The organism is Veillonella sp. 3891 (assembly GCF_003992315.1).
GTDB lineage: Bacteria > Bacillota > Negativicutes > Veillonellales > Veillonellaceae > F0422.
On the sequence record NZ_RQVE01000002.1, the window covers coordinates 174,874 to 189,561 of the forward strand.

Consider the following 14,688-nt stretch of genomic DNA (forward strand, 5'->3'; position numbering starts at 1 on the left):
ACGATACCTCCTAGACTAAACCAGCTGTCGCTAGTTCCATTATTTTTTCTTCTGTCGCTTCATGTGCATCCAAGATGCCACTCATATATCCATTACTCATAACCATAATGCGATCACTCATACCCAATAACTCAGGCATTTCTGAGGAAATCATAATGATACTTTTACCAGCACTAGCCAGTTCATTAATAATGGAATAAATTTCATATTTTGCTCCTACATCGATGCCCCGTGTCGGTTCATCTAAGAGTAGGATTTCTGGATTCGTATTTAACCAACGGGCAATCAATACCTTTTGTTGGTTACCACCAGAAAGACTTTGAATTTTCGTTTCTGTAGATGGCGTTTTTACTCGTAAGGAAGCCACACCATCTTTTGTATCGTCTAGTCGTTTATTGTCATTTAATAATTTAAACTTATTTTCGTATTTTGGTAGAGCCGCCATAGTTGTATTGTCTACAATAGTGAGCATTGGAAAAATCCCCGTAGTACGGCGCTCTTCTGTAAGCAATGCCATACCCAGTTTTTTCGCATCTCGTGGATGACGAATGCGCACTTCTTTATCGTGCAAATAAATCTTACCCGATTCAATACCACGGAGACCAAATAAGGCTTCAATGACCTCTGTACGCTGCGCCCCTACCAGCCCACCTACACCAAGAACTTCACCTTTACGAAGAGAGAAGCTTACATCTTTAAAAGAATGTGGATGAATAGATGTTAATTTTTCTACACGCAATACTTCTTCACTTGGAGTATTTGTTTTTTCAGGGAATAACTGAGTCATTTCACGACCTACCATTCGTTGAATGATAAGATCTGTTGTTAATTCATCAGCATGCCAAGTACCTATATATTGACCATCACGCATAATCGTTACTTCATCAGATATGCGTAGGATTTCTTCCATTTTATGAGAAATATATATAATTGCAACCCCTTTTTTACGCAAGGAGTTAATGATTTTGAAAAGATGCTCTACTTCATCGCTGGTTAGAGAAGAGGTAGGTTCATCCATAACAATAATTCTAGAGTGGTGAGACACTGCTTTTGCAATCTCAATATTTTGTAGCTTAGAAACAGATAAATCACCAGCTAATTGTTCTGGATCGATATCTACATCGATTTCATTAAACAAGGCTAGTGTGTCTTCTTTCATTTTTTTATGGTCCACAAATGTAAAAGGTCCAATTTTTTTGGTTGGGAATCGACCTAACCATAGATTTTCCATAACATTACGCTGTAATACAGGGTATAACTCTTGGTGAATCATGGAAATTCCCATTCCAAGAGCTTTTCGGGAATCTGTCATTTCTACTACTTCGCCATCAATGACCACGTCCCCTTGATCAGGCTTATAAATACCGAACAGGCATTTCATAAGAGTAGACTTCCCCGCGCCATTCTCTCCCATTAGAGCATGTACGGTGCCTGGTCGGACTTTGAAAGTGACATTATCCAAGGCCTTTACGCCAGGAAATTCCTTCGTAATTTGGCGCATTTCTAATATGTACTCGCCCATACATTTTCCTCCTACTAATCAGATAATAAAGGGGGCAAAATGCCCCCTTACTGCATTTTCTTATTTGTCACCTAAAATCTTATCCGCATTTTCTTTTGTTACGATTTCATAAGGTACCCAAATATATTTACCATCAACAATGTCAAAACCTGTATTGTCTTTATTTGGTGTTTCGCCTTTAGCTAACACATAGGAAAGATTAAATACTGCTTGACCTTGTTTTTTAGCATTGTTTAATACTGTACCCAATAATGTGCCGTCTTTCAACGCTTGTACTGCTGGAGTTGTAGCGTCAACGCCTACTACTGGAATGTATTTACCATTTGTGAAGTAGCCTGCTGCTTTCAACGCTTCGATAGCACCTAATGCCATGTCGTCATTGTTACAAATAACAGCATCGATTTTGTCGCCGTAACGGCTCAAGAAAGCTGCCATTTTTTCTTGACCTTTAACGCGGTCCCACATACCTGTATCGCTAGCTAACTCTTCTACTTTCATACCTTCTTTTTTAAGGGATTCTACAGAGTACTGTGTACGAAGTACAGCATCTTGGTGACCTGGTTCGCCAGTGATCATAACATAGTGGATAACACCATCATTGCTATGGTATGCTTCAGGATGTTTTTTGAAGTAATCTGCTAAGATTTTACCTTGCATTTCACCACTTTGTTCAGCTTTCGCACCTACATAGTATACTTTATCCCATTTCGCCATATCTTCTTTTAATGGTTCACGGTTCAAGAATACCAACGGAATGTTAGCTGCTTTTGCTTTATCAATGATAACGCCTGCTGCTGTGCGGTCTACTACGTTAACGCCGATTGCTTTGTACTTCTTATTGATGAATAAGTCAATCTTTTCGTTTTGTGTTGGTTGAGAGTTTTGGCTATCAACGATATCCACTTTCGCTTTATCTTTAGCGGCTTTGTCAATTTCTGCACGAACGCCACTCATGAAAGTGTCATCAAATTTGTAAATAGCAACCCCGATTTGAGGTTTGTCACCGCTTGCTCCTTGATCGCTTCCGCAACCACCCAACACAAGTGCACCTACTGCTGCTGATGCAAGCAACGCTGCTTTCCAAGATCGTTTCATAATAATATCCTCCTTTTAGATATCCTATATACCTATAAGACTAGTCTTTCTAGTCGTGGTACCTACCGTAACCAAGCTTCTTCAGCTCGTTTTGCACTGACAATATCAATCATCCCTAGCAAGGTATAATAGGAACCATTGCCGGAATATTCTAGATTGATTGTATGTGCTTTGTATGAATTGCGTTCTAACACACCTCGAAGAATAGGATCCATCACTCCTACGGCATTACCCATAGCACTGCTTAAAATAATCCGCTCTGGATTAAATAAATTCGCTATATTAGCTAAGGCAATACCTAAATAATGACCTACTCGTGAAAGCGCCTCTAAACACACTTCATCACCTTCTACTGCGGCCTCATAAATAGGCTCTACACGAAATGCTTTGCTCACAACCAATGGATTATCTTGTACCGATGTGTATCGGCCTTTTTCCATTTGTTCCAATACATACGTGTGGATCGATGTTTCCGATGCGATGTCTTCCAAGCGCACTTCATTGCCCGCTTCATCTAATCGAATCACACCATATCCAATCTCCCCAGCACTATCGTTGAATCCGCGATAGAGTTCACCATGATAAATCAAGGATATACCCAGTCCATAACTGAATTTAAGAACGATAAGATTATCCATTTCTTTACCACTACCATAATAATATTCACCCGTCGATAAACAACGGACATCATTTTCTACATAGACAGGCACATGGAATCGTTCTTCTAAGATATATTTAAAAGGAATATTATTCCATTTTCCATTAGGAGAGTAAATAGAAATCCCTTTTCCTGAGTCTACCGGACCACGCAAGACGAGTCCTATACTTTTAATTTTATAGTCTTCTTTGAAAATATCCTGTATGCCTCGGTACATATGCTGCATAATTTCATCAGCACTGCAACCAATAATCGATGTTTCTTCTTGATGCAGGATTTGCCGTCCTACCGTAGCCACATAAAACACAATGGCATGTGTTCTTACATGCACGATAAGATAGGTTTCAATATCATGATTAAAGTCTAATAACATTGATGGGCGTCCCAATGCAGACCGCTCTTGACGATCTTCGTAGACCAATCCTTTACGAATTAAACTCGTACAAATATTAGTCACTGTGGGAGGCGTTATTTTCGTTTGCCTTGCAATCAATGCCTTTGATACGGGGCCATGACGCCTGATGTAATTCAAAATAATTTCATCATTGCTTATTTGTGGCTTTATCATGATTCTATCTCCTTTACAGCGAATACACCCCATCACCGATTTCTGCGATATATAGACTAGGGGTAACACCTATTTGTTTTTCGTACTCTTCCGGAATAGCTCTCATAAAAGCATCAACATTCTCATCTTTTACAAGGGCAATGGCACAACCACCAAAACCTGCACCTGTCATACGGGATGCAATACAGCCTTCGTGAGATCGTGCTAAATCAACAATCGTATCTAATTCTTTACCTGTTACTTCAAAGTCAACCTGTAAGGATCTATGGGATTCATTCAAACAATGTGCAATACCTGTTAAATCAGCACTCTCCAAAGCTTTCATAAAATCTAATACACGTAAATTTTCAGTGATAACGTGACGAGCTCGGCGCAGTAAGACATCATCTGAAATATATCCTAGATCATCCAATGTCGCCAATGATAAACCCGATACATCTTTATGTTTACGGATAATCTCATGAGCCGCATCGCATTGTCCCTTTCGCTCATTAAATTTAGAATCCACAAGACCTCTTTGTTTATTCGTATTCATGATAACCAATGTGTATCCATGCCAGTTTAATGGAACTAATTTGCGTTCCATTTTTGTACAATCTAACAATACACCATGTCCTTCTTTACCATGTGCAATGGCATACATATCCATGATGCCTACTTTTACACCTACGAAATGGTATTCTACATGCATGGCCATTTTCGCCAGTTCCGTACGATCAATTGGAGTTAATCCCAATTCTGAAAGCAGCATATAACCGGTTAAATCTAGCATACATGCGGAAGAGGACAAGCCTGCACCAGCTGGTAAATTGCCATTAAAATAAATGTCCATACCTGGTACTGTGTGACACTTATCTTTTAAGAATTGAATCACACCTAAGGGATAATTAGCCCAATCGTGCTCAATATTATATTGAAAAGGTTCATTGACATCAACCACTACTGTCTTTTCCATATTATCAGAGTGTAAACGTACCTTGCTATCTTCACGTAAACGGACAGCTCCGTAAATACCTACTTTTAATGCCGCCGGAAATACATGACCACCATTATAGTCTTGATGTTCACCAATCACATTCACGCGACCTGGAGCAAAATAACAATGCACATCCCCCGAACCTTCCCCAAAGAAGGACAGAAAACGTTGTTGTAATTCTTCTTTATTCATTTGCTTGTTCAACCTCACTATATAGTTTGCGTAATTCCGGTGCTGTTTCCTCTACGGCACTCGTATTCGCTGCTGCCCATGCCCCCATTTCAGAGGATGCATAGTATTTAATTTTATTGGCTTCTCTGAAAGGAGGATAGAATTGAATATTAAAGTGATAATATTCTTCATGTCCTGCATATTCAGGGCTATTCACCGGATTTTGATGATATACCATCATGTATGGGAATGGCATATCGAATAAACGGTCAAAGGCTTCTGTTAAAGTTTTTAACATATGCGCCAAATCTTTCGTTTCCTTTTCTGTGCAATCTGTGATGTAGTTCATATGGCGCTTCGGCACAACAAATACACCATATGGATAATCTGTAAAGAATGGAATGTAGGCTAAGAAAGAGTCGTTTTCTCCCACAATACGAGCATCTTTTTCTTTCTCTACTTGATTCATTTTGCAGAATAAGCATTCACCATGTTCATGATGATGATCTTTAGCACTCTCTAACTCCACTTGTAGCTTCTGTGGTACAAAGGAATAGCCATATAATTGACCATGTGGATGTGGCATCGTTACACCTACCGCTTCGCCTTTATTTTCAAAAGGATAGATATATTTGATTTTTTCATCTTTTGCTAATTCACTATGGCGCTCTTTAATAAGGTTTAGTAATTTAACAATATGATCTTCGGATAATTCGTAAAATTTAGCAGTATGCTCTGGAGAATATAAGATAACTTCACATTTCCCATAGTTTTCTTGGCTTTTGTAAAAGTCATTTCCATCTTCATAAGGAGCCTCTGGCGTTTGCGTTAAGGCTGGAAAATCGTTATCATATTTCAACACATCATAATCTGCTGGGACTTTTTTATTAATACCTGGGCAGAATGGGCACCAATCCTTTGGCATCGTTGGGCGTGCTTTACGGTTTGAAGCGACCATTGTCCAAGTCCGCAATAAAGGATTCCATCGTAATTCCGACATGGAATACCTCCAATCTATAGCTATATCATGTTAATAAATAAAGATAATTTTTTATATAGTTCTATTCTTTCATATTTTAAGATTTTTTTCAATACTTAATTAAATAATAAGTTATATGATTTACTCATAATTTAATCTTTTTTCATGTTTTTCCACTTTTTTGCTATCCTATAATACAAAACAATGCCACATCCCCCTTCTCTCACTGCATTCTGAATGTTCGTTCAGGGGAATATGGCATTGTTTTTTCTTTATTTTGGCATATCAATATATATTTGAACTTCTGTAATACGGACAAATTATGAGTAAATCATATGGGGGCTTATTAGGGAGCGGTTGGGGCTAATGTAGTGTATCTGCTGGTATCTGTTCTCCCGAAGGTATGTAGTACTTAGATCTAGGCTATTTTCCTTATCTAGTAGACATTCATCGTTTCGATGCCTATAAGCCTCTTCTACATGCTATACAAAATACTTTTATTTCTTACTATTTTTACTGTTCTTTTCATTCTTTATACATACGCAAATATATACTACTGCTAGTATGACTAAATGTAATAGCTATAGGGAATATTCCTGCTCATGAATTGTCCTACTAATCATAGGTATCCATTAACAACTATATAAAATCCCCTTACCTATAAGTCCCATTAAATACTACGGCTCACTAGAAGAATGTGTCTTGTGTGCCGCTTTGTTTAACTTCCATTTTGGCCCGTCGTTCATCGGTGATGAAGGAGTCTGTTTTCATATTAATGACATGCAACAAGCCTCGCATAGAATCTACACCTTTTTCTTTCGCTGCTGCAATGGCTACTTTAGCACATACTTCAGAGTCGTCCAAGGCATTGTGATGATTAAATGTAATTCCTAAAAATCCACCCAATGTATTTAATTTATGATTCACTAAATCAGGCCATACTTTTCGTGTTATACGGACGGTACAAGTATATTCCAAATCAGGCCATTCAATGTTGTAATGGTCCAATGTGGCGCGTAATACATCGATATCGAATTTTGCATTGTGGGCTACTAATAGTTTGCCTTTTAAATGATTGTTGTAAATCGCTGGCCATAATTGGTCAAATGTCGGTTTATTAAGCACCTCTTCTGGTTGGATACCATGGATGCCAATAAACTCTTGGTTGAACTGCATCACCGGAGGTTTAATCAAACTATACCCACGTTTTGTAATACGGCCATCTTCTACGGTCACTACCGCTAAGGAAATGGCACTATTCTTACTTTCATTAGCCGTTTCAAAATCTAAAGCAACAAAATTTAACATATATCCTCCTCACGTAGTCTACTAGGAAACTACGGTATATATCAAGAAAAAAGCAGATGCACTAGGTGTCATCTGCTCTTATTATATAGTATTTTTGATGAAAGTAAAATCGATTATTGAATCGCTTTCTCAAACACTGCTTTGATCAAAGATTTTGTTTGTTCGTAGCTTTCACCAGGTTGTGCTTCATATTGTTTATCTAAATCGAACCACAAGTTTGGATAGTATTCGTATGGATGTGTTTTGAACAATTCCACAGCATCTTGATCTTCTACCCAGTTAATTTTGATATCTTTGAACGCAGGGTTTTCTGCTTGTAATTCTTCGATAGCGCGGAATGCATTGGCGCAATATGGACAATGATGTAAATGGAAACCTAAAATTTCTTTCATGGTGTACTCCTTTCATAGAATCGATATATTATATCGAATTTATTCAATTATAAGTTTAGTATACCATAAGAAAATTCATGTTACAACTAAAAACCATTTCCTTTATCAATCTTTGTAAACGACCTATAGTATTGTCATAGTATACACATACATGAATTTATGTTATAAACCAGCGTAATATGTCGTAATCACAGTCCAAGATGTGTGAATCCAACTAGATACATCCACTGTTGTTTGTAAGGCAACAGCTAAAAACATGGCTCCTGTAATCACAGTTGCAGCTGTACTACTCATAATAGCATCAATTCGTTCTAACATAAGAACACATCCTCTCTACTTCCAATCTATATAATACTACTATGCATGTATGCATTCTCATATATATGGATTCTCTTAGCAATTTATTATATAATATATTCATATTGAATGTTATGTAAAACAAACTCAATTAAGTTACAAAACATTTTGTATCTTATGATATACTATTAGTATAGTCTAATTAAAAAAATTTTCAAGAATCACTTTTTCTGTTTTGTTATTTACGAAACATATATAGAAAAGTATCCTATATTGAACAACTATCTCATTTTGTTTGCTTCATATATGTAAGGAGGAATTATGGATAAACGACAAATGAAAACTAGAAAAGCCATTTTCGATGCCTTTGTAAGGCTTCTAGAACATAAAAATTACAATGCCATCATTGTGCAAGACATTATCGATGAAGCCCTCATTGGTCGCAGTACATTTTACGCACACTTTGAAACAAAAGAAGATCTATTAGAAGCTCTTTGCCACGAATTATTCGCTCATATTATCGATACTGCATCAGACTTTTCTCATGCTCACGGTTTATATAAAAACAGTCACATCAAGGAAGCTATCTTTCTCCACATCTTGCAGCATTTAGAGGACAACGACAACAACATTTTAGGCCTTCTTTCCTGTGAAAGTAACGAACTCTTCCTACGTCATTTCAAGAGCAGCCTGAAAGAACTCATTCAAAGCCACTTCTTAAACAACCAAACGTGTCCACATAATAATATCCCTCATGATTTTATTTCCAATCACATTGCGGGCTCCTTTGTAGAAATGGTCCTATGGTGGTTAGAAACAGATCGTAAATATTCCATCGAAGATATGTCACGATACTTTTACCATATTACAGAACCACTCATCCTAGAGCACCAACATTAATACAAACAACAAGGCGCTACCTTGACCTAATGGTCAAAGTAGCGCCTTTCTTGTAGACAACGTTTTTTACTAAAATCTCAGTTAACAATTAGGAGAAAACTAGTTTCTTTATTTCAAGAAACTAGTTTGAAACTTCAGAAATTACACTTCCATCCTTTTTTAACTGTTTTCCCTATTCTCAACTATAATGTTTTTTACACCATTTATTTAGGAATCATAGCAAAACGTTTCTTTGCCAATGGTATGAACAGAACTAAAATGATGGATTCTACTAGATATGTAAGCACATAGGTCATCCACAAACCGTCATTACCAAACGGAGGGATAAGCAATTCTTGCATACCTACGAAGAAGACTACTGCAATGAACATCATATTCCGGATGGACGCCGTTTGCCCGATGCCGTTATACATACCGTACAATAGCAATCCTACGGCAGCACAGATAGGGTAAAGAAGTAGGTAATGGGAATATTCCATCGCCATTGTATATATAGCCGGTACCGATGTCATGACTAGAATCAAATCATTGCGGAACAATCCTAACACAACTTCTACAATGACCACGTACACAGCTAAGCAGACTAAGGAAATTTTTAAGGTATCTTTCCAAAGCACCAAGTCTCGTTTGCCAAATGCTTTTCCTGTAAATACGCTAACTCCATTAGCCTGTCCATCTGTGAAGTATGCCATGATGAAGATAACCTCTAAAATGACTGCATTCGTAGCTAATACATCACTACCCATGGCACTACCTGCTTTCGCAAATAGATTATTAATAGTTAGCAAGCAAAAGGTACGAAGCATCAGGTCTGTGTTAACTTTCATAATGGATAGGAATGGTTTCACCTGTTTCAAAGTGTTCCACATACGAGACGTTAGATCTAAGCGATCACGAGCTAGGTACATAGCCCCTAAACCTATTAAGGATGCATAGATTTGCGAAATTAATGCTGCCCAAGCGACACCTTTTACACCAAATCCAAAGCCAAAGACAAACAAAAAGGACAAGGCAATGTTAAGCAAGTTCATGGAGATTTGCATAATCATCGTAGCACGAATCATCATCTGCCCCATGAGCCAGCCTAAGGTAACATAATTGACCAATACGAAAGGAGCTCCCCAGATTAAAATATCTGTGTAGTCTGCCATCAACGCAATAACCTCTGGATCGGGATGCATAAAGCTGGCGTAGTAATCGAATATCCAAGGATAGCCAATGATAAACCCTGCACTAACGAGTAAGGCAATGATAAGAGGTCGAAAGAAGCTGAGTGATGTACTTTCCTTCGATTGTTCCCCCAAAGCCTGTGCAGAAAACACCGTGGTGGCTACCCGCAAAAATCCAAAAAGCCAATACATATTGTTGAATAAGATAACCCCTAGTGCTACGGCAGCGATGTACATAGCATTATCCATATGTCCCATAATCGCAGTATTCACAGCCCCCAATAAAGGCTGGGTCACCGTAGAAATCATAAATGGAATTGTCACTTTTAAATAATCTTTGTAGGTTAATCGTTCTTCCATAGTACCCTCACAAAAAAGGGGAGCCCCCTACGGTGCTCCCCTTGAAACATTCTATTCTAACACCATTCGATATAATTATTATATCAAAAGATATTCATATGTAACAAATATCCATTATTCATAGATTTTGTACTACTTTGCAAAACAATCTATTCAGCTGTTGAATATTGCCATCACCAACTGATTAGTGATCTAAATTATAGACAGCGCTCAATAATTGTTTTGTGTACGGATGCTGTGCTTCTGCTAAGGCTTCTCCACTGAGGCGTTCCACTACTTCTCCTTTATACATGACCACCACTTTGTGGCAGAATAAATGGACCAATGCCAAATCATGGCAAATAAATAAGTAGGTAATGCCTTTCTCTTTTTGCAAACGCACTAATAGCTCAATGATGGTAGCTTGTACAGATACATCAAGAGCGCTAGTAGCTTCATCGCAAACGATGATTTCTGGTTCCAATGCCAAGGCTCTGGCGATAGCTACACGTTGACGTTGACCGCCACTCATATTGTTTGGATAGCGACCTGCAAAATCTTCTGGTAGGTCCACCATTTTTAACAGCTCACGGGCTTTTGCATCCACGTCAGCTTTGTTGATCAACCCAAAATTACGCAATGGTTCACAAATGATATCACGCACTTTCATCTTCGGATTGAAAGCCGCTGTTGGATCTTGGAATACCATTTGAATATGACGATAATTCTGTCGTTTTTCTTCGCCTTTCAATTTCGTAATATCCTTGCCACGGAACATCACTGACCCCGAGGTAGGTTCATGCATGTTCATGATCGTTTTTACCAAGGTGGACTTACCACAGCCAGACTCCCCTACGATAGCTAAGGTTTCGCCTCGCTCTACATCGATGGAAATACCATTACATGCACGCAACGTAGAACCGTCAGCGAGAGGAAATTCTTTCACAATATCTTGAATTTGCATAATAATATCAGACATAGCGTTTTCCTCCAATTTCTGGCACTGCATTGAGCAATTGCTTCGTATACTCCGCTTGTGGGTTGCGAATGATTTCCTCAGCTGGACCATATTCCACCACAGCTCCTTGTTTCATCACCATGATTTTATCAGACATATGAGCTGCTACGCCAATATTATGAGTTACAATAATCATCGACGTTTTATTTTCACGGTTAATGCGCAATAATTCTTCTACAATTTGCGCTTGTGTCGTTACATCTAGGGCCGATGTAGGTTCATCCCCCAATAATAATTTAGGAGAGAATGTGATTGCCATGGCAATCCCTACACGTTGGCGCATACCGCCACTGAGTTCAAATGGATAGGCCTTCATGATGGCCTCAGGATGTGGCAAATTGGTAAGAGCCAACATTTCGATAGCTTTTGCCTCTGCCTCTTGTTTAGACATGGTGCTATGCAATTGAATAAACTCTACAAATTGCTTCCCGATAGTTTGGATAGGGTTCATCATATTGCCACTATCTTGGAAAATCATAGCAATGTGATTGCCCCGTAAGTCTAACCAGTCTTTTGTGGAAAAGGATAATAAATCTTGACCATCAAAGGTGATACTGCCTTCAGACACACGACCTGTATTGGGCAATACCCCTAATAGGGCACGGATAACCGTCGTCTTACCACTGCCAGATTCGCCTACAATGGAAACTATCTCCCCTTCTGCTAGGTCTAAGTTAACCCCTGCAATCGTAGGACTTGGATTATTTCCGTAGGTAACGGCTAAGTTTTTAATACTAAGTAACATATAGATCCTTTCTGACTATTTTATGAGTATGGTACTGAAAGTTACTGCTACATGCAACAAGGGGAGGCCAAGTGCCTCCCGATTGTTGCGGACATCTGCAAAGGATTATTTTGCTGGTTTTACGTCTTTAGTCAACCAGTAGTAGTCTGTTGGGTACATTACTACATTTGTTAACCAAGTGTTATTAACGATATTTGTTTTAGGGTAACCTAAGAACAATGCAGCACCATCATTCAATAAGATTTGTTGTGCTTCGATAATTAAGCTTTGACGTTTAGATTTGTCGAATTCAACTGCCAATTGATCCATGATGGCATCATATTTAGGGTTGCTGTAACCAGAACCATTTTGAGGGTTTTCACCGTTTAAGTTAGTTTTCCAGTACCATTTTAAGAAGATTTCTGGATCACCAGTGTTCGCTGTTACGATGTTGGAGATCAACAAGTCATAGTCGCCATCGATACCCATTTTGTCGATTAAGTTATAGTCAACGGACTCGATATTTACTTTGATACCGATTTTTTTCATGTCGGATTGTACAGCTTCTGCATAGATAGGAAGCTCTTGACGGCTATTATATACTACGAAACGTACTTCTAAGTTTTTGCCATCTTTATCTACGTAACCATCTCCATCAGTATCTTTCCAACCTGCTTCCGCCAATAATTGTTTGGAACGCTCAGGATTATACGCATTAGGGTCTTTCAAGCCATCAAAACCATAATCCAAGCTTGGTGGAATTGGTGCTTTACCTGGAATGAAAGTACCTTTTAACAATACTTTGTTGTAGGATTCACGGTCAGTACCGCTAATGAAGGCAGCACGAACTTTTTCATCACCTAATACACCTTTTTGGTTAATACGAGCTAATACAGTACGTAAAGATGCGATTTCATCTACTTTGAATTTGCTGTCATTACGCATGGACTCAAGGTCGCCAGCGCCAATGTTAACAGCGAAGTCTACGTCACCGTTTTGTAATGCTAATGCACGAGTGGTAGGGTCATCGATAGATGGGATTTCTACTGTTTTGAAAGGAACTTCTCCATCCCAGTAGTTTTCGTTAGCTTCTACAACTGCTTTTTCTTTCGTGAAAGATTTCACTTTGTACGGGCCAGTACCGATAGGGCCTTCTTTAGCGAAGTCACGGCCAGCTTTTTCAGCAGCTACATCTACGATGATGAATAATGGGTCAGCCAAGAAACCAGGCACGTTTGGATATGGTTTATCAGTAGTGATAATCAAATTTTGACCATCTGCTTTGATATCTGTGTATTTGAAGAATGTAGCGGCCCGTTTATTTTTCTCGAAGGCACGCTCAATGGATTCTTTTACTGCTTCTGCGGTCACTTTATTGCCATTGGAGAATTTCGCTTTGTCGTTGATTTTGAACGTCCAAGTCAATTTATCTGCAGATACAGACCAGCTTTCTGCCAACCAAGGTTGTGTGTTCATTTTTTCGTCGAATTTAGCTAATGTTTCGCCAATACCATAACGCATAACTACCCAACCGAAGTAGTTTTGTGTTGGCTCCAATGTGTCTGCGAAGTTTGTAACACCAAATTTTACTACACTTTTGTCAGCTGGGCCAGCATTGTCGCTACCACAACCTGCAATCACGCCTAATGCCGCTACTGCCATAACACCAAATGTAGCATTACGAAGCCATTTTTTCCAACTTTGTTTCATCTTAAGTTCCTTTCTACAAAACTTACTACGCTATTAATGTGAATCTGTACTACGTGGATCTAGAATATCCCGTAGTGAATCGCCCCATAAATTGAAGATGGTAACCACAATGAAAATGGCCATCCCTGGATATAACATCAATTCTGGAGACGATAAAATATATTGACGGTTCTCATTGAGCATTAAGCCCCATTCTGGCGTTGGCGGCTGTGCACCAAATCCCAAGAAGGAAAGTCCCGCAATTTCCATCATCATAGTACCGATATCCATCGCCCCTGTAATGACAATCAAAGGCAATACATTCGGTAAAATGTGGCGCCATAAAATGGTCATTTGTTTTGTTCCATTCACTCTGGCTGCCGCTATAAAGTCATTATGGCGAAGTTTAATCACCGCAGACCGTATCAATCGTGCATACTTAGCCCAGCTCACCACAACGAGAGCCAAGATCGCATTGATGGCACTACCACCCAAGATACCGGCAATGGCAATGGCCAATACCACCCCTGGGAAAGATAACATAATATCTGTAAAGCGCATCAATACCAGCTCTACTTTACCTCCAAAGAAACCAGACAAAATCCCTACTACTGTACCAACAACAGCGGTTAAGATAACAAGGATGATGGTCATGAACAAGGAAGTTTGTGTGCCGTAAATAATACGAGAAAACGTATCACGTCCCAATTTATCTGTCCCCATTAAATGCTGTGCAGACGGTTTTAAGAAAGCTTTTGACATATCTGCATTGAACGCATCATGCGGTGTGATATAGGGAGCAAATATAGCAATTCCTACTACGATAGCCACTAAAAGGGAGTAGAAAGAAAAGCGCTTGTGTTGCAGAATAAATTCTTTCATC

14 protein-coding genes are annotated in these 14,688 nt (G+C 38.8%); 1 reads left to right on the forward strand and 13 read right to left on the reverse strand.

Annotated features, from left to right (window positions below; all coding sequences use genetic code 11):
- Positions 1-10: 10 nt before the first annotated feature.
- The 8 genes from EO118_RS01940 to EO118_RS08595 all read right to left on the reverse strand — a co-directional run bounded on the left by EO118_RS01940 (position 11) and on the right by EO118_RS08595 (position 7,987).
- On the reverse strand, positions 11-1,522 hold the full coding sequence (locus EO118_RS01940; RefSeq protein ID WP_127068376.1) for a sugar ABC transporter ATP-binding protein: 1,512 nt from the start codon (positions 1,520-1,522) through the stop codon (positions 11-13).
- A 60-nt stretch (positions 1,523-1,582) separates the two neighbouring features.
- On the reverse strand, positions 1,583-2,617 hold the full coding sequence (locus EO118_RS01945; protein ID WP_127068377.1) for a galactose ABC transporter substrate-binding protein: 1,035 nt from the start codon (positions 2,615-2,617) through the stop codon (positions 1,583-1,585).
- 62 nt (positions 2,618-2,679) lie between these two features.
- On the reverse strand, positions 2,680-3,843 hold the full coding sequence (locus EO118_RS01950; RefSeq protein ID WP_240626896.1) for an ROK family transcriptional regulator: 1,164 nt from the start codon (positions 3,841-3,843) through the stop codon (positions 2,680-2,682).
- Between the two features lie 13 nt (positions 3,844-3,856).
- Positions 3,857-5,011: a galactokinase gene (locus EO118_RS01955; RefSeq protein WP_127068378.1), complete on the reverse strand. Its 1,155-nt coding sequence runs from the start codon at positions 5,009-5,011 to the stop codon at positions 3,857-3,859.
- Positions 5,004-5,990 carry a galactose-1-phosphate uridylyltransferase gene (gene galT / locus EO118_RS01960; RefSeq protein ID WP_127068379.1) on the reverse strand — a complete coding sequence of 329 codons (987 nt, stop codon included), beginning with the start codon at positions 5,988-5,990 and terminating at the stop codon, positions 5,004-5,006. Before galT ends, EO118_RS01955 begins: the two co-directional genes overlap by 8 nt.
- A gap of 666 nt (positions 5,991-6,656) precedes the next feature.
- On the reverse strand, positions 6,657-7,277 hold the full coding sequence (locus EO118_RS01965) for a 3'-5' exonuclease (RefSeq protein ID WP_127068380.1): 621 nt from the start codon (positions 7,275-7,277) through the stop codon (positions 6,657-6,659).
- Positions 7,278-7,390: 113 nt separating this feature from the next.
- Positions 7,391-7,669 carry a glutaredoxin gene (locus EO118_RS01970; protein WP_127068381.1) on the reverse strand — a complete coding sequence of 93 codons (279 nt, stop codon included), beginning with the start codon at positions 7,667-7,669 and terminating at the stop codon, positions 7,391-7,393.
- A gap of 162 nt (positions 7,670-7,831) precedes the next feature.
- Positions 7,832-7,987: a hypothetical protein gene (locus tag EO118_RS08595; protein WP_164723841.1), complete on the reverse strand. Its 156-nt coding sequence runs from the start codon at positions 7,985-7,987 to the stop codon at positions 7,832-7,834.
- A 300-nt stretch (positions 7,988-8,287) separates the two neighbouring features.
- On the opposite strand from EO118_RS08595, the gene EO118_RS01975 reads away from it, so the two are divergent.
- Complete coding sequence (locus tag EO118_RS01975; RefSeq protein WP_127068382.1) at positions 8,288-8,866, forward strand: TetR/AcrR family transcriptional regulator; 579 nt, start codon at positions 8,288-8,290, stop codon at positions 8,864-8,866.
- 203 nt (positions 8,867-9,069) lie between these two features.
- Here the strand turns inward: EO118_RS01975 and EO118_RS01980 are convergent, their stop codons facing one another.
- From EO118_RS01980 to nikC, 5 genes are all read right to left on the reverse strand, one after another.
- Positions 9,070-10,395 carry an MATE family efflux transporter gene (locus EO118_RS01980; RefSeq protein WP_127068383.1) on the reverse strand — a complete coding sequence of 442 codons (1,326 nt, stop codon included), beginning with the start codon at positions 10,393-10,395 and terminating at the stop codon, positions 9,070-9,072.
- A gap of 184 nt (positions 10,396-10,579) precedes the next feature.
- Positions 10,580-11,353 (reverse strand): ABC transporter ATP-binding protein, encoded by a 774-nt coding sequence (locus EO118_RS01985; protein ID WP_127068384.1) that lies wholly within the window; start codon positions 11,351-11,353, stop codon positions 10,580-10,582.
- Positions 11,346-12,137, reverse strand: coding sequence for an ABC transporter ATP-binding protein (locus EO118_RS01990; RefSeq protein ID WP_127068385.1), 792 nt, complete (start codon positions 12,135-12,137; stop codon positions 11,346-11,348). The genes EO118_RS01985 and EO118_RS01990 overlap by 8 nt, the downstream gene beginning before the upstream one ends.
- Positions 12,138-12,242: 105 nt before the next feature.
- Positions 12,243-13,826 carry an ABC transporter substrate-binding protein gene (locus tag EO118_RS01995; protein ID WP_206168287.1) on the reverse strand — a complete coding sequence of 528 codons (1,584 nt, stop codon included), beginning with the start codon at positions 13,824-13,826 and terminating at the stop codon, positions 12,243-12,245.
- A gap of 33 nt (positions 13,827-13,859) precedes the next feature.
- Complete coding sequence (nikC, locus tag EO118_RS02000) at positions 13,860-14,687, reverse strand: nickel transporter permease (RefSeq protein WP_127068386.1); 828 nt, start codon at positions 14,685-14,687, stop codon at positions 13,860-13,862.
- Position 14,688: the final 1 nt, after the last annotated feature.